The organism is Streptantibioticus cattleyicolor NRRL 8057 = DSM 46488, assembly GCF_000240165.1.
GTDB classification, from domain to species: domain Bacteria; phylum Actinomycetota; class Actinomycetes; order Streptomycetales; family Streptomycetaceae; genus Streptantibioticus; species Streptantibioticus cattleyicolor.
Genome location: NC_017586.1, coordinates 413,084 through 435,735 on the forward strand (window position 1 = coordinate 413,084; position 22,652 = coordinate 435,735).

Here is a 22,652-nt window from a genome sequence, read left to right on the forward strand (position 1 = left end):
TGAAGGGGAGGTGTCCCGATGACCGACGTGCTCCTGCTGCTGCTCGCCCTGGTACTCGCGCTGGCCTGCGGTGTCTTCGTGGCCGCCGAGTTCTCGCTGACCACCGTGGAGCGCTCGGAGCTGGAAGTGGCGGCACGGGAGGGCAGACGCGGGGCGGCCGGCGCGCTGACCGCGGTACGCGGGCTGTCGTACCAGCTCTCCGGGGCGCAGCTCGGCATCACGGTGACCGGGCTGGTGATCGGCATGATCGCCGAACCGTCGGTGGCGCGTCTGCTGACCGGGCCGCTGCGGGCGATCGGGCTGGGCGCGGCCACGACGACGGTGGCGCTGGTGATCGGCACCGTGGTCTCCACCGTGGTGCTGATGGTCGTCGGCGAGCTGGTGCCGAAGAACTGGGCGATCTCCCGCCCGCTGACCGTGGCCTGCGCGGTGGCCGGCTGGCAGCGGGTCTTCAGCGCCCTCTTCAGGCCGGTGATCTCGCACCTGGACAACACCGCCAACCGGGTGCTGCGCCGGCTCGGCCTGGAGCCGGCGGCGGAACTGGCCTCGGCCCGCGGGCGCCAGGAACTGGAGGCGCTGGCCCGCCACTCGGCGCGGGAGGGGGCGCTGGAGGCGGACACCGCGCGGCTGTTCATCCGCACCCTGAGCCTGGCCGACCTGACCGCGCAGAACGTGATGACGCCGCGTGTGCAGGTCACCGCGCTGGACGAGCGGGCCACCGCGGCCGACGTCGCCGACGCCACCCGGGCCACCGGCCTCTCCCGGTTCCCGGTGCACCGGGGCAGCCTCGACACGGTGACCGGCGTCGTCCACATCAAGGACGTGCTCGCGGTGCCGGTGGAGGAGCGGCCCCGCCGGCCGGTCACCTCGCTGATGCGCGAGCCGCTGCTGGTGCCGGAGTCGCTCACCGTCGACCGGCTGCTGGACCGGCTGGCCGGTGACCGGAGCATGGCCGTGGTGATCGACGAGTACGGCGGCACCGCGGGGGTGGCCACCTTGGAGGACATCGTGGAGGAGGTGGTCGGCGAGGTCCGCGACGAGCACGACCCGCACGAGACGGCCGACCTGGTGCTGCTGCGGGTGACGGGCGGCGGCGCCCGGGTGTACGACGCGGACGGGGCGGCCCGCACCGACCAGTTGGAGGAGATCGGGCTGCGGGTGCCGCCGGGTCCTTACGAGACGCTGGCCGGACTGGTGGCGCAGCGGCTCGGGCGGATCCCGGAACACGGTGACCGGGTCGAGGTCGCCGGATGGCTGCTGGAGGTCACCGAGGCCGCGGGACACCGGGCGGCCCGGCTGCGGGTCACCTCGCCGCCGGGCGGGCCGCGCGGCCACCGCGGACCGGCGCCGGGGGGTGGTGGCCGGTGATGACCGTCGTGCGGCTGGTGGTGGCGGTGCTGACGCTGGTGGCCAACGCCTTCTTCGTGGGCGGCGAGTTCGCCCTGGTGTCGGTGCGCCGCAGTCAGGTCGATCCGCTGGCGGAGGAGGGTGACCGGCGGGCGCGCCGGGTGGTGTGGGCGCTGGAGCACGTCTCGGCGCTGATGGCGACGGCGCAGCTGGGGATCACGGTGTGCACGCTGGTGCTGGGCGCGGTCGCGGAACCGGCCATCGGGCGTCTGCTGGAGCCGGTGTTCCGGGCCGCCTCGGTGCCCGGTTCGGTGGTGACCACGGTCTCCTTCGTGATCGCGCTGGCGGTCGCCACCTATCTGCACATGCTCTTCGGGGAGATGGTGCCGAAGAACGTGGCGCTGGCGGATCCGGTGCGCACCGCGCTGGTGCTCGGCCCGCCGCTGGTGGGGCTCACCCGGGCGCTGCGCCCGCTGGTGCGGGTGGTCAACGGGCTGGCCGGGGCGGGGCTGCGGCTGCTGCGGGTGGAGACCCGGGAGGAGGTGGCCGCCGCGTTCTCCGACGCGGAGCTGGCCCGGATGGTGACCGACGCCGGCCAGGCCGGGCTGCTGGACGAGCGGGCGGCCACCAGGTTGCAGGACGCGCTGGAGCTGGGGCGCCGTCCGGTGCGCGAGGTGGTGCTCCCGGCCGACCGGGTGGTGTACGCCTGGCCGGGCATCACCCCGGCCGAGCTGGAGGTGCTGGCCGCCCGCTCCGGTTACTCGCGGTTCCCGGTGACCGACCGGGGCGGCCGGGTCCTGGGGTACCTGCACGTCAAGGACGCGCTCGACGCGGAGCCGCGGGACGCCCCGTTCGGCGCCGCCGCTCTGCGGCCGATGCCCCGGATCCGGGGGGCCGCGCCGCTGGACGACGCGCTCACCGCGATGCGGGCCCGCCGCGCGCACCTGGCCGCGGTGCTCGATCCGCACGGTCGCGCGGTGGGCCTGGTGACCATGGAGGACGTGCTGCGTGAGCTGGTCGGTCCGGCCCCGCGGCCGGACCCCGGCGACCGGGACACCCGCCCCTGACCGTCGCGGGGGCGCGGGATACCATCACCGGGCCATGCCTGACGATCAGTACACCACCGTCCCGCGCCCCTCGGCCGGTCCGGTGATCACCAGCTTCGCCGCGGTCGGGGACTCGTTCACCGAGGGGATGTCCGATCTGCTGCCGGACGGCGGTTACCGGGGGTGGGCCGATCTGCTGGCGGCCCGGCTGGCGGCCCGCACGCCGGGCTTCCGGTACGCCAACCTGGCGGTGCGCGGCAAGCTGATCGGGCAGATCGCGGCCGAGCAGACCGCCCCTGCGGCGGCGATGGGCGCCGATCTGGTGACGCTGGTCGGCGGCCTCAACGACGTGCTGCGCCCCAAGTGCGACGTGGAGCTGGTGTGCGCCCGGCTGGCCGAGGCGGCCGGGCGGCTGGCGCCGAGTTGCCGGCAACTGGTGCTGATGCGCAGCCCGGGGCGACGCGGACCGGTGCTGGAACGGTTCCGGCCGCGCATGGAGCGGCTGTTCGCGTTCATCGACGAACTGGCGGCCGAGCACGGCGCGATCGTGGTCGACCTGTTCTCCGCCGAGGCGCTGGCCGACCCGAGGATGTGGGCCGACGACCGGCTGCATCTGAACGCCGAGGGCCACCGCCGGGTGGCCGAGGCGGTGTGGCAGGCACTGGGCCTGCCACCCGAGTGCGACTGGCGGGCCCCGCTGCCGACCGCGGTGCCCCCGGGATGGCTCACCCGGCGCACCGCCGACCTGCGGTTCGCCCGCGTCCACCTGCTGCCGTGGATAGGCCGCCGGCTGTCCGGCCGCTCCTCCGGCGACGGCCGGCCGCCCAAGCGCGGCGAGCTGCTGCCGTACGAGGTGTGAGCCGCCGCGGCCACCCCGTACTCGTAGCAACCTCCAACCCCGGCCACTGTCCGGACCTGCGCGAACCGCCAGTAGACTCTGGTCACGTGACCGTGAAGCCCCGCATTCCGAACGTCCTGGCCAATCGCTACGCGTCGGCCGAACTCGCCACCTTGTGGTCGCCCGAGCAGAAGGTGGTCCTCGAGCGCCGGCTGTGGCTCGCCGTGCTGCGGGCCCAGCGGGATCTCGGCATCGAGGTGCCGGAAGGAGCCCTGGCCGACTACGAGCGGGTGCTCGACCAGGTGGACCTGGCCTCCATCGCCGAGCGTGAGAAGGTCACCCGGCACGATGTGAAGGCCCGTATCGAGGAGTTCAACGCGCTCGCCGGGCACGAGCAGATCCACAAGGGGATGACCTCGCGGGATCTGACCGAGAACGTCGAGCAGTTGCAGATCCGGCTCTCCCTGGAACTGGTCCGGGACCGCACCGTCGCCGTGCTGGCGCGGCTGGCGCGGCTGGCGGCGGAACACGGTGAGCTGGTGATGGCCGGCCGCTCGCACAACGTCGCCGCGCAGGCCACCACGCTGGGCAAGCGCTTCGCCACCGCCGCCGACGAGCTGCTGGTGGCCTTCGAGCGCGTCGAGGAGTTGCTGCGCCGCTATCCGCTGCGGGGCGTCAAGGGTCCGGTGGGCACCGCGCAGGACATGCTCGACCTGCTCGGCGGGGACGCCGGCAAGCTGGCCGAGCTGGAGCGGCGGATCGCCGGCCACCTGGGCTTCGACCACGTCTTCGACTCGGTCGGCCAGGTCTACCCGCGCTCGCTGGACTACGAGGTGGTCACCGCGCTGGTGCAGCTGGCCGCGGCGCCCTCCTCGCTGGCGAAGACGGTCCGGCTGATGGCCGGCCACGAGCTGGTGACCGAGGGGTTCAAGCCCGGACAGGTGGGTTCGTCCGCCATGCCGCACAAGATGAACACCCGCTCCTGCGAGCGGGTCAACGGGCTGGCGGTCGTGCTGCGCGGTTACGCCTCGATGGCCGGTGAGCTCGCCGGCGACCAGTGGAACGAGGGCGACGTCTCCTGCTCGGTGGTGCGCCGGGTCGCGCTGCCGGACGCCTTCTTCGCCTTCGACGGCCTGCTGGAGACGTTCCTGACGGTGCTGGACGAGTTCGGCGCCTTCCCGGCCGTCGTCACCCGGGAACTCGACCGTTACCTGCCGTTCCTGGCCACCACCAAGGTGCTGATGGGGGCGGTACGGGCCGGGGTGGGCCGCGAGGTGGCGCACGAGGCGATCAAGGAGAACGCGGTGGCCACCGCGCTGGAGATGCGGGAGAAGGGCGCGGAACGCAACGCGTTGCTGGACCGGCTCGCCGCCGACGAGCGGATCCCGCTGGACCGGGCGGCGCTGGAGGCGCTGATGGCCGACCGGCTGTCGTTCACCGGTGCCGCGGCCGACCAGGTCGCGGCGGTGGTCCGCCGGGTCGAGGAGGTGGCCGCGCGCCATCCGCAGGCCGCCGGTTACGCCCCCGGGGCCATTCTTTGACCCCCGAGGAGTTGGAGGCCGCCCGCGACCGCACCGTTCCGGATGTGATCGCGGACGGCCTCCGCGTTCTGTTCTGTGGCATAAATCCCGGTCTGCTCTCGGCGGCCACCGGGCACCACTTCGCCCGGCCCGGCAACCGGTTCTGGCCGGCGCTCCATCTGTCCGGTTTCACCCCGCGGCGGCTGGCCCCGGCCGAGCAGCACCTGCTGCTGGAGCACGGGCTCGGCATCACCAACGTGGCGGCCCGCGCGACCGCCCGGGCCGACGAGCTGACCGTCGAGGAGTTGCGGACCGGCGGCGAGATCCTGGTCCGTACCGTGCTGCGGCACCGGCCGCGCTGGCTGGCGGTCGCGGGCATCACCGCGTACCGCACCGCCTTCGGCGAACCGGGCGCGCGGATCGGGCCGCAGGAGCGGACGATCGGTGCCACCCGGATCTGGGCGCTGCCCAACCCCAGTGGGCTCAATGCGCTGTGGACTACACCCAAGCTGACGGATGCGTTTCGTGCGTTTCGGCTGGTCACGGGGCTACCCGACGCGTCTTGTGCGAGTGGGCCTGGTGACTAGTCCAGCCGTCTAGTCACCCCCAGGGACGGCTACGGCTACCCCTGTCCGGCCCGTGCTGCCAGCGCCGGAATCGCCGCGATCTTCTCCGGGCTAAGGTCGGCCCAAACAAGGCCGCTGGGGCGTCGCCGGTTAGTGCAGGGGATCACCTCGTCAGGAGTGACGATGTAGTCCACCGAGAAATCGTGCTCTGTCTCGGGGATGTCTTCCTCGACCACCTGGAGCGCGTGAACGGGCGCGACGATCATCGTCTCATCCGTCACCAAGCCCGCCTCGATCAAGAGGGCAACCTCAAGGTCGGAGTACCCGGCCCCCTTCCCGATGCGAGCGCCCGACCGGTTCACGGCCACCGATCCGCACACCACCACGTCGATAGGACGCATGGCTTCTACGCCCACTCGCCGGCCGAGTTGGGTGGCAGCCTTCTTCTCGGCAGCATCCGCCGGTGAGTCGAGGTCAGTCGGGTCAAGCTCGATAAACGGCTCAAGGCTCGCCATCTTCGGTACCGCCATGTAGAGGAGCTTGCCCTCTACAAGCGCCAGGCGGCGCACTGGAAGTTGCGCCCAATCCGGGTTGCTCTTCACGACTCGGGCTCGCTGCCACCCCGGGATATCGCTCAGACGCTCCGCTGTGGCCTCCGCGCCGTAGAAGCCGGGGATCTTGCCGTACGAGTCCTCGGGAGCGCCCCCGCCCTCGATGAGCTGTTTCCACACCTTCTCACGCATGGCCTGCTTGGCCTGGTCGATCTCCACCCATGCTCCTCGTCGGCGTCCTAGACGGCGGCCATCAGCGCTAGGAGTCGGTCGTTGATGTCCTGCACCCACGGTTCCGCTCGCCACTCATGCAGCTCCCTGCCTGCTTGGAAGGCCAGGTTAAGCCCACCACCGCCACGGGTGAGCTCGACGGCATCAATCGTCCGATGCAGGGTTGCTGCTGCTTCGTCGCACTTGCGCTGCCGGATGAGACTCAGGCTCAGGTTGCCAAGGGCGATGGCCTGGCTCTTCCTCTTGTCCGCGAGCGAAGCCGTGGTCGCCCGGAGGATCGGCTCCGCCCTTCCGGGCAGACCGAGGAACAAGTAACAGGAGCCAGCGAGTCGGTCGAACTCGTTTGGCGAGTAGTACGGAGCGGCCACGTCATCCGGGGTCACAAGGTCGAACTGAGCTTCTGCCTTCTTGAGCGCTGCTTCACACTCCTTGAGGTCGCCCGTCATGGCGTACCCCTCGGCGACGTGAAGGAGGCTGAGGCCAACGAGTGAGGGGCTGGCGAGCTGAGCCACGTCGGCAGCCTGCTGGGCAAGTTCACGTCCCTTGATGGCATTCTTCTCGCCATAGAGAGCGATGAAGCTCTTCCGAAGCACGGCGTAGGACTCGACACCAGCGTCACGGACGTGCCGTGCTGCGTTCACTGCTTCATCGAGGTAGCCAAGGGGCGCATGGTGGTCGCGCCGCTGGCTGACGTCCCAGACCAGTTGACTCATGAAGGTTGCCGAATCGGCTTCGACTTCGTAGAGCGCCCGACGAACGCGGGGGTTCGTGGCGTTCTCCCGGAGGAACGTCACTTGCCCGTATACCTGTCCAGCTGGGCCGAGCAGGCTGGTTGACGACGCCTGGTCGTAGGACTCATCGAGTTGCCGCAGCCGCTCATGCAGGTAGGCGACGGCCACCAGGTCGACCGCGTCAGGGTGTTGAAGCACGTAGTTCAGGCGTTCGCTGGGCTCCGCTTGAACGACCGTTACATCGTCGAGGAGCGCTTGCAGCTCGTCATCCGTTACCTTGAGGGCACGGGCGAGCTTTGGACGCAGCCAAGCTTGCGGCTCGGTCTCGGCAGTCTCCCAACGGCCAACCGTGGAGCGCTCCACACCGAGATGATTTGCTAGTTTTTCCTGGCTGAATCCCGCTGACTTGCGTACCCTCGCCAGGCGCACACGCTTCGCCGCCATCGGTATCCCTTCCGGGGGTAGGGGCGAGCACTCACCATAACCGCCCCGCTCCCGTCTGTGCAGGCAAACCCCCACGATGCCGCACCTTTGCGGCATCCGCGCGGCCCCTCTGCTGTGGTGTTTCCCCAGCTCAGAGGGCTTCTCTGGGTCGTAGCCGGACCGGCGGTGCCCGGACGAGTGAGCCCGCCACCGATCCGGCCTCCACCCCCCCCAGGAGGACGGATGCGACCTCAGATGTACGGCTACATGCGGATGGCTGCCACTGTCGAAGATGACGAGGAAATGGAGTCCGTCCGGCGCGCGATGCGGACGTACGCCGAGCGCGAGGGATTCACTCTCGGCCATGTGTTCACCGAGAACGCGACGACCTCCGAGTCGGCGTTCTTCACCTTGCTCGACGCGATCAAGCGCACCGAGGTGAAGAACGTGATCGTGCCGTCTCTCTGGCACTTCGCGCGGCTGCCTGGTCTCCAGACTGCCATGCAGCAGCACATTGAACAGGAGACGGGCGCACATCTCTGGGTGATCCAGGGGCAGCAGCGATGAACCACAAGACGTCGGTGGCCTACGGCTACATGCGCGTGTTCTGTGATGTGACGAGTCAGCAGGTGCTCGCCATGGAAGCGCGCATCCACCGGTTCGCCCAGGTTGAGCGGCTTCAACTCGTCAGCATCTACAACGAGTTCGTGAACGGTGATCAGAGCGTGTTCAACGACCTGGTGACCGAGGTGAAGCGCGCGAGTGCGGAGGTCGTGATCGTGCCGTCCCTACGTCACTTCTCGCGTAACGGCCTCCTCCAGTCCTTGATGCTCTCGCGTCTGGAGGACGCTGCCGGGGTCGAAGTCCTCACGCTCAAAGAGGACGGTGCAGACAGGGAGGTACCCCAGTGATTACCGCTGCCCGCCCGCTGAGTGAGACCGACACATCCACCCTGAAGCTTCCTCCCCTGGCGCTCTCTCTCGACCTGGCCGCCGTGCCAACGGCCGTGAGCTGTGCGCGCATGTTCATCCGGCACACGCTGACATGTTGGAAGCTGTCCCGGCTCACCGAGACCGCCGAGCTGATCGCCTCGGAGCTGGTCACCAACGCCGTGAAGGCGACCGGGATAACGACGCCGCAACCGTCCTGGGGTGAGCTGGAAGGCTTGCAGCTTCTTCGGGTGCGCATCCATGCCAGCAAGGACAGCATCGTCATCCAGGTGTGGGATGCGGACGGTGAACCGCTCGATCTACCCACGGCCGGCGCCGACGAGGAGCCCGAAAGCGGGCGCGGCCTGTTCATCGTGAAGAGCGTCGCGCGTCAGGTCGGCCGCTTCTACCCGAGGAGCGGCGGCAAGGTCGTCTGGGCGGAGCTGACGCTTGAACCGACCGTTCCACCGCTCCCGCGGCGGGCGGCCAAGAAGCCCGCGTCCATCTACCTTCCGAAGCCTGATCCCGACTTGCTGCGCGCCGTCCTCACCGGGCTGCGATCCCTGTAGCGCGACGTCGCCCAGAAGAACCCCACGACCAACGTAGAGAGCGAGCGATGGGCACCACCAAGACGTTCCGGTTCCGGAACTACGACATCCACCCCGACACAACGGCAGAGACGACCTACGCGGCCGAATGCGTCACGGGGGAGGAAGCGGATTGCGGGGCGCAGTCGGGGGAAGAAGTCGAGGCCGCCAAGGTTGACCGCTGGATCGCTGAGCATGTACGCAACACCGGACACCAGCGGTTCCGAAGGACGGTAGCAAGTTTCGTCACGGCAGAGCCGGGAGCGTGGCAATGATGACCAGCACCAACCGTTCAAGCCCGCTACCGTAGTTGGTCAGGCTCATCGACTTCTGGGCCGGCAAGCGCGAAGGAACGGGCGATCATGGCTGAGCAGACACTGACATGCCCCGACTGCGGCAAGGTGGGCACGGTGACCCATGAGTGGGTCAAGCCTGGCGTCGCCAGTGGGACGATCATGACGGGCCTCGACCCCGACAACTGCGAGGGATGTCGAGAGACGCTCAACAAGCACGGGTACGCCGTTGTGCGGCAGAACCCAGACGGGACGATAGAAGCGGAGTAGCCCGCAACCTCCGCAATACGTAGAACATCCCGTACGCGTGACAGTACGCCCTGATGACTCGTTCAAGGTCGGAGGGCTGACGAAATATACGGTCGAGATCCAAACCGGCGATGCCATCATTCCTGCTGGCGGTGAAGTCTTGAAGCCAGTTCAAACCCTTCGTCGTGGATGACCTCTGGCTTACTCATCCATATCTGAGATACGGGCCACGGGGGCTCACGAGGGCCACGTCCACTTTCACGCGCTATACCCTGATTACACCATGTTAGGCACAGTTCTCAGAGCTTCGAGCGGCCTCAACGCCCATTGGACGCTGGAGAAGATGGCCGAGGAGTTCGCCCGGCTGCGGGCGGCGGCCGACGCCGCCGAGTGACCCCGCCGCCCTCCCCTCCCCCGGTCGGCCGCGAAATGGCACGTCAGAGCTGGTCCGGACCAAGCCGCGGACACTCGCCGCGCCGGGCCCGGGCGGGTACGATCCCGCCACACGAGCGCGGCGGCGCACCACCGCGCACCGGCAGGAAGGGCGGACGTTGGCTCGGCTCACCGGCGGGGACCCGTCCCTGCTGCGCAGGATCAACTCGGCGGCGGTACTGCACGCCCTGCGGGGCGCCCAGACCCCCACGCTCACCGAACTGGTGCGCACCACCGGCCTGTCCCGGCCGACCGTCGAGGGGGTCGTCGAGGGGCTGATGGAGTCCGGCCTGGTGGTCGAGGTTCCGGCGGCCCCCGGTGACGTCCGCAAACAGGGGCGTCCGGCACGCCGGTTCCGGTTCCGGGCCGAGGCCGGCCATCTGCTCGGCATGGAGATCGGCGCGCACCGGATACGGGTGCTGCTGGCCGATCTGTCCGGGCGGGTGCTGGACCGGCACGCGGTCGCGGTGGACGAGGCGATGGCCGCCGACGACCGGCTGGAACGGGCCCGGGTCACCGTGGCCGACCTGTTGCGCAGGACCGGGGTGGCGCGCAGCACGCTGTGGGCGGTGGGCGTGGGCAGCCCCGGGATCGTGGAGCACGACGGGACGGTGCGGCTGGGCACCGCGCTGCCGGGGTGGACCGGGCTGCCGCTGGGGCTGCGGCTGCGGCGTTCGTTCCGCTGCCCGGTGCTGGTGGAGAACGACGCCAACGCGGCGGTGCTGGCCGAGCACTGGACCGGCGCGGCGATCGGCAGCGACGACGTGGTCTACGTGATGGCGGGGCTGAGTCCGGGGGCCGGGTCGCTGATCGGCGGGCGGCTGCACCGCGGATTCGGCGGGGCGGCCGGGGAGATCGGCGCGCTCCATCTGCTCGGCCGGGAGGCGGCGCCGGAGATCCTGCTGTCGACCACCGGCACCCCGCTGCCCCCGTTGGACGAGCCGGCGATGTCGGAGGTGTTCGCGCTGGCCGCGCGGGGGGACGCGGAGGCGTCGGCGGCGGTGCGCAGGTTCGTCCGCCGGCTGGTGCACGACGTGGCGGCGCTGGCGTTGGCGCTCGACCCGGAGCTGGTGGTGCTGGGCGGCTGGTCGCCCTCGTTCGAGGTGGTGCTGGAGCCGCTGCGCGAGGAGTTGGCCCGGTACTGCCTGCGTCCGCCGAAGGTCGCGATGTCGGCGCTGGGCGCGGAAGCGGTGGCCACCGGGGCGCTGCGGCTGGCGCTCGACCACGTCGAGGAGCGGCTGTACGCGGTGGAGGAGACCGCCGCGCAGTGAGCGCTCAGGAGGCCTGGGCCCGATCGTCCTCGCCGGAGGCGGTGTCGTGGTGGGTGATCTCCATGGCGCCGCTGTCGCCGAAGGTCAGCCGGCAGGTGTCGGCGCGGTAGGTGGCGACCGAGACCGCGGCCACCCGGCCGCCGGAGTGGTAGCGGGTGGTGAGCACCAGGACGGGGGCGCCGGGGAGCCGTTCGAGCTGCTTGGCGTCCTCGGCGCGGGCCGAGCCGAGTTCGACCGCGCGGTCCTCGTTCTCCAACTCCAGCCGGTGGAGTTCACGCAGCACGGCGAGCGGGTGGGCGGCCGGGGTGAGCAGTTGGGAGAGGGCGGGCACCGAGGCGCGCGGCACGTAGAGCAGGTCGGTGGCGACCGGCTGGGCGTCGCTGGTGCGGACCCGGCGGATGGTGTGGACGGACCGCCCGGCGTCGTACCCGGGGCCGAAGAGGCGGGCGACGGCGGCCGGGGCGGGGGCCTCGACGCAGCCGACGGCGTGCCAGGCGTCGTCGCCCTCGCCGGGCCAACTCCCTTGCGAGGGGCCGACGGAGACGCCGATGCGCGGCGGCGCGACGGTGGTGCCGACGCCGCGGCGGCGCTGCAACCGGCCTTCCAGCTCCAGCTGTTCGAGCGCCTGCCGGAGCGTGGCGCGGGCGACGCCGAAGCGCGCCGCCAGCTCACGTTCGTTGGGCAGCACCTCGCCCACCGCGAACTCCGAGTCCAGCGCGTCACCCAGGACGGTCTTCAAGTGCCAGTACTTCGGCTCCTGCGCCGCCTCGACCTGCGTGGTCCCCACCCTGTCCTCCGCGAATCGGCGTGTGCCACCGGGGGCGTCGCCACTCGTCGGCGTGGCCCCCGTCTTTATCCACCCTTGTTTATTAAGGGTTGTTTCACTACTAGGCGACCATAGGGCGGGGCCCACCCTTGGTCAAGACCAATACTGTCGTTCTCACCGCCCGCATGCGACAGGTTACGGCGAGCGTTCACGCACTGTTCGTGAAAGGTGGGAAATCAGGCCATGCCCGCCTCGCGGGGCCGCTGCGCTAGCGTTCTCGATCATCCGGGCGGCCCACCGCCCGTTCCCCCGGCCCGAGGAGCGCCACGTCCATGAACCCCGTCACGGTCGTCACCGGCGGCAGCCGCGGCATCGGCGCGGCGGTCGCGCTGCGGCTGGCGGCGCGGGGCCACCGCGTCGCCATCGGCTACGAACGCGCGACGGACGCGGCCACGGAGGTGGCGGAGCGGATCCGCGAGGCGGGCGGGGGGTGCGTCGCGGTGCGGGCCGACACCTCCGTGGAGGCCGACGTCGACCGGCTCTTCGAGGCCGCCGCCGAGGCGCTGGGGCCGGTGACCGGGCTGGTGAACAACGCCGGGATCACCGGACCGCTGGGCGCCTTCACCGAGACCCCGACCTCGGTGATGCGGCGCGTGATGGAGGTCAACGTGGTCGGCGTGCTGCTGTGCGCCAGGCGGGCCGCGCTGGCGATGTCCACCCGGCACGGTGGACAGGGCGGCGCGATCGTCAACATCTCCTCGGCCGGCGCGACGCTGGGCAGCCCCGGCGAGTACGTGCACTACGCGGCGAGCAAGGCGGCGGTGGACGCGTTCACCGTGGGGCTGGCCAAGGAACTCGCCCCGCAGGGGGTGCGGGTCAACTCGGTGCAGCCGGGGATGGTGGTCACCGGGATCCACGCGGCGATGGGCGACCCGGAGCGGCCGTGGCGGAACCCCGAGCGGGTGCCGATGCGCCGTCCGGGGCAGCCGGAGGAGATCGCCGGGGCGGTGGCGTGGCTGCTGTCGCCGGACGCCTCGTACACCACGGGGGCGGTGCTGCGGGTGGCCGGAGGGCTGTGACAGCGCGTCAGCCGGCGGCGTACCCTGCCGACCATGCGGATCACAGCGGGCAGGAGCAAGGTGGACGCCGCCGACGACGTCGGCCTGGACGACGAGATCCCCGAGCTGTCCCCCGGGGCGCCGCTGCGCGACGCGGTGGCCCGACTGCGGGCGCAGTCGTTCCCGCCGCCGGTCGACGGCGGACGGGCGGCGTGGGTGCTGCGGGCCGGCGGCCCGGACGGCAGGCCGCTGGCGGTGGTGGCGCAGCAGTGGTACGAGCCGCGCTACCTGGTGGACGCCGACGGGCCGGTGGGTGACCTGGCGGCGCCGGCCGACGGCGGCCCGGTGCTCTTCTTCGAGTACCGCCACGGGTCGGACCCGGCCGAGGTGCACGCCGAACTGACCGGTCCCTGACCGGCGGGCCCCGGCCGGGGGGCTGGCCGGGCCGGTGCCGCGCGCCGGCCCGTACCCTGCCAACTCCCCACGGCCGCCGGGGGTTCCCGGGGCCGCGGGAAAAGACGGCCGCTCGCCCGGAAGCCGTCCGAAAACGGCTGGAAAACGCCACGGACTCCGGCAAACCGGCCTGTCGGTAGTAAATCCGGCAATCACCGCAGACCCGGCACACTTAACCCATCGGTCATGAATCGTTCGTGGTCATGCAACACACCTTCGGCAGGGTGGGGCCCATGGACCCGACGCATGGCACCCACGACCCGCACCCGGCGCCCGCCGACGCCTCCCCCGCGACCCCGCGGCGACGCCCCGGCGCGGCCTGGCGGGCCCGGCACCACTGGCGGCGCGACGCCGTGGAACTCGCCGCCGTCTTCGTCGCGGTGGCCGTCGCCGACCTGGCCGCCAACGTCGTCGGGCACGGCCCCGACGGCCCGCTGACGCTCGCGGTCTCGGCCGCCGTACTGCTGGCCACCGCCGGGTTCCACTTCTGGTGGTCCCGGCACCACGGCCACGCGCCGCCGGCCGGCACCGCTCCGGCCCCCGCCGCGCCGGCCGCCGTCACCCGTGAGCCGGGCGCCGCCGAGCCGGCCACCGCGCTGTGGCGGCTGCGCACCACCGTGCGCGACACCCCCGGCAGCCTGGCCGAGGTGTGCGGAGCCCTCGCCGCGCTGCGCGTCGACATCCTCACCCTGCAGACCCACCCGCTGTCCGCCGGCACCGTGGACGAGTTCCTGGTCCGCGCCCCCGGCGAGCTGTCGGCGCAGGACGTGGCCCGGGCGGTGGGCGCCGCCGGGGGCCGCGAGACCTGGCTGGAACGGGCCGACGCGCACGACCTGGTGGACACCCCGGCCCGGGTGCTGACCCTGGCCACCCGGACCGCGTTGGACCCGGCCGAACTGCCGCTGGCGCTGCGTCAGTTGCTGGGCCGCTGCACGATCCGCTCGACGCCCGCCGGCGCCGGTGAACTTCCGCCGCCGGAGGGCGTCCTGGAGGAGCACGTGCTGCGGCTGCGCGAGCCGTCGGGCGGCACCCTGATCGTCGAGCGCCCGTATCTGCCGTTCACCCCGACCGAGTTCGCCCGCGCCCGGGCCCTGGTGGAGCTGGACGCCCGGCTCGGCCCCCGGATGCCCCGCCACCGGGACGTGATGACGCTGCCCGAGGGCAACGCGATCTCGGTGCGCCGGGCGGGCCCGGCCGACCTGGCCGCCGCCCGCGCCATGCACGACCGCTGCACGCCGGCCACGCTGCGCGGCCGTTACCACGGTCCGGTGCCGGACGCCGAGCGCTACCTCGCCCACCTGCTCAGCCCCCGGCACGGCCGCACCCTCGCCGTGGAGACCGCCTCCGGGCGCCTGGTCGCCCTCGGCCATCTGCTGTGGGACGGCGACGAGACCGAGGTGGCGCTGCTGGTGGAGGACGACTGGCAGCGGCGTGGCATCGGCGGCCTGCTGCTGCGCCGGCTCGTCGCCCTCGCCGAGGAGGCCGGCTGCGGCGCCGTCTACGCGGTCACCCGTTCCTCCAACACCGCCATGGTCGCCGCCATGCGCGGCCTCGGGCTGCCGCTGGACTACCAGGTGGAGGACGGCACCCTGGTGATCACCGCCGCGCTGCGTCCCGTTCCGCCGCCCGCCCGCGGCGCGGCCGGCACCCTGCGCACCGGTGCCGAGGGCGGCGCCGGCGGGCGCTGACCCCCGTGGCGTGCGGGACGCGACCGGTTCCGCACGCCACCGGCCTGCCCGGGGCCGTGTTCCCGCGCGGCGAAAACCGTCGACGCGGGGCGGGCCCGGGCTCCAGGATGGACGCATGTCCGAAACACCTGTTGCCTCAGCCGCCGATCAGCCCGCCCTGCCCCGCGCGATCGCCGACGCGTACGTCGACGCCCTGGCCGATCTCGACCCGATCACCGGTCAGTACCTGGGGATCAGCCCCGGTGACGACCGGCTCCCGGACTTCTCGCCGGCCGGCCTCGAAGCCCTCGCCGACCTCTCCCGGCGCACCCTGGAGCGGCTGGACGCCGCCGAGGCCGCGCACCCGGCGCTGGACGAGGCCGAGCGGCGCTGCGCCAAGCTGCTGCGGGAACGGCTGACCTCGGGCCTCGCCGTGCACGAGGCCGGCGAGGGGCTGCGCGCGGTGAGCAACCTCAACTCGCCGGTGCACTCGGTGCGCAGTGTCTTCGTCATGATGCCGACCGCCACCGACGAGGACTGGGCGGCGATCGAGGGGCGGCTGCGCAACGTCCCGGCGGCGCTGGCCGGTTACCGCGAATCGCTCCAGGCCGGGCTGGACCGGGGGCTGCCGGCCGGGCCCCGCCAGGTCGCCGCGGTCGTCGGGCAGCTGGGCGAGTGGGTGGACGGCGACCGCAGCTGGTTCGCCGAGTTCGTCTCCGCCGGGCCGCAGGAGCGGGCCGGCCGCCTCACCGAGGCTGCCGGGGTGGCCGCCAAGGCCGTCGCCGGACTGCGCGACTGGCTGCGCGACGACTACGCCCCCGCCATCGCCGGAACCCCGGACCCGGTCGGCCGCGAGCGGTACGCGCTGTGGGCCCGCCAGTGGAACGGCGCCGACCTCGACCTGGACGAGGCGTACGCCTGGGGCTGGCAGGAGTTCCTGCGCATCGAGGCCGAGATGCGCGCCGAGGCCGGCAAGGTGCTGCCGGGCGCCACCCCGCGCGAGGCGATGGCCCATCTGGAGCGCGAGGGCCAGGCGATCGAGGGCGTCGAGGAGGTCCGGGCCTGGTTGCAGACTCTGATGGACGAGGCGATCGACGCCCTGGACGGCACCCACTTCGACCTGTCGGAGCCGGTGCGCAAGGTGGAGGCGATGATCGCCCCGCCGGGCAGCGCCGCCGCGCCCTACTACACCGGCCCCTCGCTGGACTTCTCCCGCCCCGGCCGCACCTGGCTGCCCACCATGGGCGAGACCCGGTTCCCGGTCTACGACCTGGTGAGCACCTGGTACCACGAGGGCGTGCCCGGCCACCATCTGCAACTGGCCCAGTGGGTCCACGTGGCCGACCGGCTCTCCCGCTACCAGGCCACCATCGGGCTGGTCAGCGCCAACGTCGAGGGGTGGGCGCTCTACGCGGAGCGGCTCATGGACGAGCTGGGGTTCCTCACCGACCCGGGGCGCCGGCTGGGTTACCTGGACGCGCAGCAGATGCGCGCGGTGCGGGTGATCATCGACATCGGCATGCACCTGGGCCTGCCGGTGCCGGACGACGCCGGGGAGCGGATCGGCTGGGACCACGGCGGGGAGACCTGGACGCCGGAGCTGGCCCGGGAGTTCTTCGGGCGGCACAGCGGCCGGCCGACGGAGTTCCTGGACAGCGAACTCATCCGCTACCTGGGCATGCCCGGCCAGGCGATCGGCTACAAGCTGGGCGAGCGCGCCTGGCTGGCCGGGCGCGAGGCGGCCCGCCGGGCGCACGGCGCCGACTTCGACCCCAAGGCGTGGCACATGGCCGCCCTCTCGCTGGGCTCGCTGGGCCTCGACGACCTGCTGGACGAGTTGTCGAAGCTGTGAGCGGCGACCTGACGATACTGCCGCGCCGGGTCGGCGGCCGGCTGGAGCTGCGGGCCACGGACCCGGCGCCGGACGGCCCCGGCCGGGTCCGGCTGCTGGAGCAGGGCGCCGACGCCGCCGCCGAACTGGCCGCCGGGCGCGGCGGCGGGCTGCGGTGGCTGGACGGCGGCCCGGGCGAGGGCACCATGGCCGCCGCCGCGATGACGGTGAAGGCCGCCGACGCCGGTGCCTACCAGGCGGGTTGGGGGCTCTTCGCCATCCTGCGCGCCGCCGACGGGGTGGCCCTCGGCGGCATCGGCTTCCACGGCCCGCCCCGGGACGGCTCCGTCGAGGTCGGCTACGACCTGACCCCGTCGGCCCGCGGCGCCGGGTGGGCCACCGACGCGCTGCGCCTGCTGACCGGCTGGGCGCTCTCCCGGTCCGGGGTGGACACCGTGCTGGCCGCCACGGAACCCGGGAACGCGCCCTCCCAACGGGTCCTGGCCCGCGTCGGCTTCACCCGCGCCGAGGACGCCGACGGCCTGCGCATGTTCGTGCTCCGCGCGCCGGAACGCTGATCAGCGGCCGCAGGACGCGCCGGACATCGGGGCGGTGGAGACGGTCGGCGGGGAGCTTCGACCCCGTCGGCCGTCTCCACCGCGAACCCCTCGCGCATCCCGTACCCGATGCCGCCCAGCACCTCCTCGACCCGGTAGCCCGCCGAGGCCAGGGCGTACGCGGTCTTGGTGGCCCGGCGGCCTCCTCGGGGATGCGCGCGGTGGGCAGGTGGACGGCGCCCTCGATGGGCCGTCCGGAACAGGTCGGCGGCCGGGTCTCCGGACCGGGCCCGGTGACCACCGGCGTCGTCTACTCCTCCCCGCTGGAGCGGCGTCCGCTGTCGGCGTGACCCGCCGCGGTGCGGTGGCGCACCGTGGAGCCGTCGCGGCCCTTGACGACCTGGAGCTGGGCCGGGATGCGGTGGCGCAGGTCGGCGACGTGGCTGACGATGCCGACGGTGCGGTCGCGTTCGCGCAGGCCGTCGAGGACGTCGAGGACCTCGTCGAGGGTCTGCTCGTCGAGGCTGCCGAACCCCTCGTCGATGAAGAGGGTGTCGAGTCTGCTGTGACCGCCGGCCTCGGCGGTGACGACGTCGGCCAGGCCGAGGGCGAGGGCGAGGGAGGCGGAGAAGGTCTCGCCGCCGGAGAGGGTGGCGGTGTCCCGCGCGGTGCCGGTCCAGGCGTCGATCACCTGGAGGCCGAGCCCGGACCGGCCGCGGCCGGAGCGCCGGGCGTCGGTGTGCTCCAAGGTGTAGCGCCCGCCGGACATGCGGTGCAGCCGCAGGCTGGCGGCGGCGGCCACCTGTTCCAGCCGGGCGGCGAGCACGTAGGACTCCAGGGTCATCCGCAGTTCGTTCTCGGCGGACTGGCCGGTGGCCAGCAGGGCCAGGCGGCGCAGCCGGGTGTGTTCGGCGCGCAGCGGGGCGAGTTCGGCGGCGTGCCGGGTGGCCTGGGCGCCGAGCCGGTCGAGGTCGGCGCAGCGGGTGCGGGCGGTCTGGTCGGCGGCGTAGGCGGTGCGCAGCCGGGTCGCGGCGGCCTCCAGCGCGCGGCGGCACGCCTCGGGGTCGGCGGCGGGACGGTCGGCCGCGGAACGCACCTGGGGGTCGGCGAGTTCGGCGGTGGCGGCGGCCGTGGCGGCGTGGTGTTCCTCGACGCGCCGGCGCAGGCGGTGGCGGGTGGCCGGGTCGAGGACGGCGGCGGCGGCCTCGTCGGGTCCGGTGAACCCGGCCCGGCGGGCGGCTTCGGCGAGCCGGCCTTCGGCCTCGGCGCGGCGGTGGCCGGCCGCCGCCGTGTCCCGGGCGGCGGTGGCGGCCTCGGCGAGCGCGCGGGCGTGGGCGGCGAGCCGGTCGGCCTCCCCGGGGTCCGTCAACTCGGCGCGCAGTGCGGCCAGTTCGCGTTCGAGGGCTTCGCGGCGTGAGGTGCGGGCGGCGGTGCGGGAGCGGGCCTGCTGCTGGAGGGCGAGGCGTTCGGCGTGTTCGCGCTCGGCGCGGGTGAGTTCCTCGCGGGCGGCGTGCAGGTCGGCGGCGGCGCGGCGGGCCTCGGTGTGGGCGGCGGCCAGCTCGTCGGCCTCGGCGGCGAGGCGGGCGGCCGGGTCGTCGCCGGCCTCGGTGAGCGCGGCGGCGAGCCGTTCGCCGAGGGTGTGGCACTGGGCCTCGGCCCGGGCGCGTTCCTCCTCGGCGCGCCGGTACGCGGTGTGCGCGGCCTCCTCGGCGGCCCGGTCGACGTGGCCGGCGCCGGCGGTGGCCGGGGCGGGGTGATCCGCGGCGCCGCACACCGGGCAGGGGGCGCCGGGCGCGAGCGCGGCGGCGAGTTCGGCGGCGATGCCGCGCAGCCGGCGTTCCTTGAGGTCGAGCCAGCGTTCCTGGGCGGTGGCGGCCTCCTCGCGGGCGCGCAGCAGCCGGGCCTCGGCGTCCCGGGCGGCCTGCCGCGACTCGTCGCGGCGGCGGGCGGCGTCGAGGCGGCGGTGGGCGCCGTCGAGGCGGGCGGCGAGCTGTTCGGCGCGGGCGGCGGCCTCGTGGGCGGCGTCGATGCGGCGGGCGAGCCGGTCGCGGACCGGCGGCCAGCCGGACAGCCAGGCGGTGGCCTCGCGGTCCAGTTCCTCGTCGGCGGCGGCGTCGCGGTCGAGCCGGTCGCGTTCGGCGGTGAGCGCGGCGGCGCGTTCGGCGGCCCGGCGGGCGGCGTCGAGGGTGCCGAGCCGGCGGCGGGCCTGGTGTTCCTTGGCGGTGAGCCGTTCGGGGTCGGCGGTGGCGAGGCCGTCCGGGAGCCGGTCGCGGGCGGCGGCCTCGGTGGCCTGGGCCCGCTGGTGTTCGCGGACGGCGGCGGCGTGCGCGTCGAGCAGCGGGGTGACCGCGTCCGCGGCGGCGGCCCGGTCGAGCCGGGTGCGGGCCTGCTCGGTCTCGTCCCGCAGGGCGTCGAGTGCGGCGAGCCGGGTCCGGGCGGCGTGGTGGCGGGCCTGGAGGTGGGCGGTCTCGCGGGCCTCGTCGAGGGCGGCCTGGGCGGCGACGTGGGCGCCCTCGGCAGCCTGGAGGGCGAGGGCGGCGGCCTGACGGTGTTCCCGGGCGGTGACGCGGGCGGCGGCGGCCCAGGCCAGGACGGTCTCGGCGGTGCCGGGTTCGCCGGGCGCCAGGTCGGGCAACGGGGTCTCGGCGGCGGGCCCGGCGGCCTGGCCGATGCGTTCGGCGAGCGCGAGGAGGCGTTCGTCGTGGGCGCGCACCCGCTGCTCGGCCGCGCGGCGGCGGTCGGCGAGCCAGGATTCGGCGGCGCCGAAGCGGCCGGTGTCGAAGAGCCTGCCGAGCAGCCTCTCGCGGTCGTCGGCGTCGGCGCGCAGGAACCTCGCGAAGTCGCCCTGCGGCAGGAGCACGACCTGGCAGAACTGCTCGCGGCTCATCCCGAGCAGCCCCGTGATCTCCTCGCCGATCTCCTGGTGGGAGCGGCTGAGCGCCTTCCACTCGCCGCTGGGCAGCCGTTCCCGCAGCCGGCTGACGGCCTTCTCCGCGGTGGTCCCGGCGCCGCGCTTCTTGGGGCGCGGCTGTTCGGGGCGGCGGGTCAGCTCCAACCGGCGGTCGCCGACGGTGAGTTCGAGGACGACCTCGGTGGGGGTGTTGGGGTCGGCGTGGTCGCTGCGCAGCCGGGTGACCTGCCGGGTGCCGGGCACGCCGCCGTACAGGGCGTAGCAGACGGCGTCGAGCACCGAGGTCTTGCCGGCCCCGGTGGCGCCGTGCAGCAGGAACAGGCCTGCGGCCGAGAGCCGGTCGAAGTCGATCTCGCAGGTACCGCGGTACGGCCCGAACGCGGTGACCGTCATCCGGTGCAGCCTCACCGGCCCGCCTCCCGTGCCAGGCCCTCGTGGAGCCGGGCGGCGTCCAACGCCTCGCGCAGTACGGCGCGTTCGGCGTCGTCGGGGCCGCTGCCGCGGACGTGGGAGACGAAGTCCTCGGCGATCTGCTGGTCGGTGCGGCCGTGCAGCAGGCGGGCGTAGGAGACCCCGTCGCGGTCCTGCGCGCCCTCCGGTTCGAAGGCGAGCGCCAGGATGTGCGGGAAGCGTTCGGCGAGCCGGGCCATCGGCTCGTGGGGGCGGTGCCGGTCGGTGAGGGTCGCCTCCACCCAGGCGTCCTCGTGGCGGTCGAGCGCCGGGTCGGCCAGCAGGTCCTCCAGCGGGCCGCGGATCCGGGCCAGCGGCCGGGGCACCGGGCAGTCGACGCGTTCGGCGGTGATCTCGCCGCGCGCGCCCAGGTCCACCAGCCACACGCTCTTGCGGTGGGCGGCCTCGGAGAACGAGTAGGCCAGCGGTGAGCCGGAGTAGCGGACGCGTTCGGTGAGCGTCTGGCAGCCGTGCAGATGGCCGAGGGCGACGTAGTCCACGCCGTGGAAGGTGTCGGCGGGGACCGCGGCGACCCCGCCGACGGTGATGTCGCGTTCGCTGTCGCAGGGGGCGCCGCCGGTGACGAAGGCGTGGGCGAGGACGACGGAGCGGGTGCCGGCGGGGCGGGCGGCCAGGTCGGCGCGGACGCGTTCCATGGCGGCGCCCAGGACGGCTGCGTGGTCGCCCCGGGCGGCGCCGAGGGCGTCGCGCACCAGGGCCGGCTCCAGGTACGGCAGCCCGTACACCGCCACCTCGCCGTGGGCGTCGCGCAGCACGACGGGGGTGGCGCACGCCTCGGGGTCGGTACGCAGATGGATCCCGGCGGGCGCCATCAGCCGGGCGCCCACCCCGAGCCGCCGGGCCGAGTCGTGGTTGCCGGAGATCATCACGGTGGGCACGCCCAGCTCGGCGAGGCGGTGCAGCGCGTCGTCGAAGAGCTCCACGGCGGGCAGCGGCGGCACGGCCCGGTCGTAGACGTCCCCGGCGACCAGGACGGCGTCCACCCGCTCGGTGCGCGCCACGGTGACGAGGTGGTCGAGGAAGGCCCGTTGCGCGGAGAGCATGTTCACCCGGTGGAAGGAACGTCCCAGGTGCCAGTCGGAGGTGTGCAGGAACCTCACGAGACCGCTCCGGCCAGCATCGTCCTCGTCCTCCCCGGTTGAGATCGGCGCCGGTGCCCGGATCGGCCGGCCGCCACGCCAGACCCTAGCGTCCGCCTGCCCCGGATACCGCACGGACCTCGGTTTTCCCCCGGCTCACACGGTGCCGTAGGTCTCCCCGCCCAGCGTCAGGGCGGCGGTGCCGGAGCTGGCGTCGGCCAGCCAGCCGCGGAACGGCTCGACGTCGGCCTCGGGGAGTGCGACCTCGATGGTGACGGCCTCGGCGTAGTCCACCTCGCGCACCAGGCGTCCGGTGGCCCGCAGGTCGTTCTCCAGCTTGCCCGCCCGCTGGTGGTCGACGGTCACGGTGGCCAGCCGGAAGCGGTGCCGGGTGACGGTGCCCAGCGTGTCGAGCGCCTCGCCGACCACTCCCCCGTAGGCCCGGATCAGCCCGCCGGCGCCCAGCTTGACGCCGCCGTAGTAGCGGGTGACGACGGCCGCGACGTAGCGCACCTCGCGGCGGACCAGCATCTGGAGCATCGGCACCCCGGCGGTGCCGCCGGGTTCGCCGTCGTCGCTCGCCTTCTGCGCCGAGCCGTCGGCGCCGATCACGTACGCGTAGCAGTTGTGGGTGGCCGTCGGGTGTTCCGCGCGGACGCGCCGTACGAACGCCTGCGCCTCCGCCTCGTCGGCCACCGGGGCCAGCGAGCAGATGAACCGTGATCTGCTGATCTCGACCTCGTGCACGCCGGGCCGTGCGACGGTCAGGTACCGCTCCTGCATCACGTCAGCCTAGCCGCACCCGGCGGCGCGGCCGTCCCGCCGCCGGGTGCGGTGGGACGGCC

Annotated in this window: 23 protein-coding genes and 1 pseudogene; 18 read left to right on the top strand and 6 right to left on the bottom strand. The window is 73.4% G+C overall.

All coding sequences use genetic code 11. From position 1 onward, the window contains the following. The first annotated feature begins 18 nt into the window (after window positions 1-18). The 5 genes from SCATT_RS01645 to mug all read left to right on the top strand — a co-directional run bounded on the left by SCATT_RS01645 (window position 19) and on the right by mug (window position 5,338). Window positions 19-1,368, top strand: a complete 1,350-nt coding sequence (locus tag SCATT_RS01645) for a hemolysin family protein (RefSeq protein ID WP_014141130.1) — start codon at window positions 19-21, stop codon at window positions 1,366-1,368. Then, window positions 1,368-2,414, top strand: coding sequence for a hemolysin family protein (locus SCATT_RS01650; RefSeq protein WP_014141131.1), 1,047 nt, complete (start codon window positions 1,368-1,370; stop codon window positions 2,412-2,414). Before SCATT_RS01645 ends, SCATT_RS01650 begins: the two co-directional genes overlap by 1 nt. Window positions 2,415-2,448: 34 nt before the next feature. Continuing rightward, on the top strand, window positions 2,449-3,252 hold the full coding sequence (locus SCATT_RS01655) for an SGNH/GDSL hydrolase family protein (protein ID WP_014141132.1): 804 nt from the start codon (window positions 2,449-2,451) through the stop codon (window positions 3,250-3,252). A gap of 86 nt (window positions 3,253-3,338) precedes the next feature. Continuing rightward, window positions 3,339-4,772: an adenylosuccinate lyase gene (gene purB, locus SCATT_RS01660; RefSeq protein ID WP_014141133.1), complete on the top strand. Its 1,434-nt coding sequence runs from the start codon at window positions 3,339-3,341 to the stop codon at window positions 4,770-4,772. Continuing rightward, window positions 4,769-5,338, top strand: coding sequence for a G/U mismatch-specific DNA glycosylase (gene mug / locus SCATT_RS01665; RefSeq protein WP_014141134.1), 570 nt, complete (start codon window positions 4,769-4,771; stop codon window positions 5,336-5,338). Before purB ends, mug begins: the two co-directional genes overlap by 4 nt. 35 nt (window positions 5,339-5,373) lie before the next feature. Here mug and SCATT_RS01670 read toward each other — a convergent pair whose 3' ends face one another. Both SCATT_RS01670 and SCATT_RS01675 read right to left on the bottom strand, forming a co-directional pair. After that, window positions 5,374-6,087: a 5-formyltetrahydrofolate cyclo-ligase gene (locus SCATT_RS01670; protein ID WP_014141135.1), complete on the bottom strand. Its 714-nt coding sequence runs from the start codon at window positions 6,085-6,087 to the stop codon at window positions 5,374-5,376. Window positions 6,088-6,107: 20 nt separating this feature from the next. Next, window positions 6,108-7,274 carry a helix-turn-helix transcriptional regulator gene (locus SCATT_RS01675; RefSeq protein WP_014627301.1) on the bottom strand — a complete coding sequence of 389 codons (1,167 nt, stop codon included), beginning with the start codon at window positions 7,272-7,274 and terminating at the stop codon, window positions 6,108-6,110. Between the two features lie 222 nt (window positions 7,275-7,496). Here SCATT_RS01675 and SCATT_RS01680 point away from each other — a divergent pair, with 222 nt between their 5' ends. The 7 genes and pseudogenes from SCATT_RS01680 (at window position 7,497) to SCATT_RS01705 (ending at window position 11,014) form a co-directional block, all read left to right on the top strand. Further along, the gene (locus SCATT_RS01680) at window positions 7,497-7,820 is read left to right on the top strand and encodes a recombinase family protein (RefSeq protein ID WP_014141138.1); all 324 of its coding nucleotides are present in this window, start codon (window positions 7,497-7,499) and stop codon (window positions 7,818-7,820) included. Beyond that, window positions 7,817-8,164: a recombinase family protein gene (locus tag SCATT_RS01685; RefSeq protein WP_014141139.1), complete on the top strand. Its 348-nt coding sequence runs from the start codon at window positions 7,817-7,819 to the stop codon at window positions 8,162-8,164. Before SCATT_RS01680 ends, SCATT_RS01685 begins: the two co-directional genes overlap by 4 nt. Then, window positions 8,161-8,751 carry an ATP-binding protein gene (locus tag SCATT_RS01690; protein ID WP_231905017.1) on the top strand — a complete coding sequence of 197 codons (591 nt, stop codon included), beginning with the start codon at window positions 8,161-8,163 and terminating at the stop codon, window positions 8,749-8,751. The genes SCATT_RS01685 and SCATT_RS01690 overlap by 4 nt, the downstream gene beginning before the upstream one ends. Before the next feature lie 47 nt (window positions 8,752-8,798). After that, window positions 8,799-9,044, top strand: coding sequence for a DUF7848 domain-containing protein (locus SCATT_RS01695; protein WP_014141141.1), 246 nt, complete (start codon window positions 8,799-8,801; stop codon window positions 9,042-9,044). Between the two features lie 87 nt (window positions 9,045-9,131). Then, window positions 9,132-9,332, top strand: coding sequence for a hypothetical protein (locus SCATT_RS01700; protein WP_014141142.1), 201 nt, complete (start codon window positions 9,132-9,134; stop codon window positions 9,330-9,332). A 274-nt stretch (window positions 9,333-9,606) separates the two neighbouring features. After that, window positions 9,607-9,705 (top strand): annotated as a pseudogene (locus SCATT_RS40695) (mismatch-specific DNA-glycosylase); the annotation flags it as partial. A gap of 157 nt (window positions 9,706-9,862) precedes the next feature. Continuing rightward, window positions 9,863-11,014: an ROK family transcriptional regulator gene (locus SCATT_RS01705; protein WP_014141144.1), complete on the top strand. Its 1,152-nt coding sequence runs from the start codon at window positions 9,863-9,865 to the stop codon at window positions 11,012-11,014. A gap of 4 nt (window positions 11,015-11,018) precedes the next feature. On the opposite strand, the gene SCATT_RS01710 is transcribed toward SCATT_RS01705, so the two are convergent. Next, a complete protein-coding gene (locus SCATT_RS01710; protein ID WP_014141145.1) occupies window positions 11,019-11,801 on the bottom strand; it encodes a GntR family transcriptional regulator in 783 nt (260 codons plus the stop codon). Between the two features lie 311 nt (window positions 11,802-12,112). Between SCATT_RS01710 and SCATT_RS01715 the strand changes: the two genes are divergently transcribed. The 6 genes from SCATT_RS01715 to SCATT_RS40225 all read left to right on the top strand — a co-directional run bounded on the left by SCATT_RS01715 (window position 12,113) and on the right by SCATT_RS40225 (window position 17,696). Further along, window positions 12,113-12,859 carry an SDR family oxidoreductase gene (locus SCATT_RS01715; protein WP_014141146.1) on the top strand — a complete coding sequence of 249 codons (747 nt, stop codon included), beginning with the start codon at window positions 12,113-12,115 and terminating at the stop codon, window positions 12,857-12,859. Between the two features lie 33 nt (window positions 12,860-12,892). Then, the gene (locus tag SCATT_RS01720) at window positions 12,893-13,252 is read left to right on the top strand and encodes a hypothetical protein (RefSeq protein WP_014141147.1); all 360 of its coding nucleotides are present in this window, start codon (window positions 12,893-12,895) and stop codon (window positions 13,250-13,252) included. 272 nt (window positions 13,253-13,524) lie between these two features. Further along, a complete protein-coding gene (locus SCATT_RS01725; RefSeq protein ID WP_014141148.1) occupies window positions 13,525-14,979 on the top strand; it encodes a GNAT family N-acetyltransferase in 1,455 nt (484 codons plus the stop codon). Between the two features lie 115 nt (window positions 14,980-15,094). Next, on the top strand, window positions 15,095-16,810 hold the full coding sequence (locus SCATT_RS01730) for a DUF885 domain-containing protein (protein WP_014141149.1): 1,716 nt from the start codon (window positions 15,095-15,097) through the stop codon (window positions 16,808-16,810). Then, on the top strand, window positions 16,807-17,367 hold the full coding sequence (locus tag SCATT_RS01735) for a GNAT family N-acetyltransferase (protein ID WP_014141150.1): 561 nt from the start codon (window positions 16,807-16,809) through the stop codon (window positions 17,365-17,367). The genes SCATT_RS01730 and SCATT_RS01735 overlap by 4 nt, the downstream gene beginning before the upstream one ends. Before the next feature lie 200 nt (window positions 17,368-17,567). After that, window positions 17,568-17,696 carry a hypothetical protein gene (locus SCATT_RS40225; RefSeq protein ID WP_014627304.1) on the top strand — a complete coding sequence of 43 codons (129 nt, stop codon included), beginning with the start codon at window positions 17,568-17,570 and terminating at the stop codon, window positions 17,694-17,696. Here SCATT_RS40225 and SCATT_RS01740 read toward each other — a convergent pair. The 3 genes from SCATT_RS01740 to SCATT_RS01750 all read right to left on the bottom strand — a co-directional run bounded on the left by SCATT_RS01740 (window position 17,657) and on the right by SCATT_RS01750 (window position 22,590). Next, a complete protein-coding gene (locus SCATT_RS01740; protein ID WP_014141151.1) occupies window positions 17,657-20,665 on the bottom strand; it encodes an AAA family ATPase in 3,009 nt (1,002 codons plus the stop codon). The two genes, SCATT_RS40225 and SCATT_RS01740, sit on opposite strands and share 40 nt — an antisense overlap. Next, complete coding sequence (locus SCATT_RS01745; RefSeq protein ID WP_014141152.1) at window positions 20,662-21,828, bottom strand: exonuclease SbcCD subunit D; 1,167 nt, start codon at window positions 21,826-21,828, stop codon at window positions 20,662-20,664. Before SCATT_RS01745 ends, SCATT_RS01740 begins: the two co-directional genes overlap by 4 nt. Before the next feature lie 135 nt (window positions 21,829-21,963). Beyond that, on the bottom strand, window positions 21,964-22,590 hold the full coding sequence (locus tag SCATT_RS01750) for a YigZ family protein (RefSeq protein ID WP_014141153.1): 627 nt from the start codon (window positions 22,588-22,590) through the stop codon (window positions 21,964-21,966). Between the last annotated feature and the right edge of the window lie 62 nt (window positions 22,591-22,652).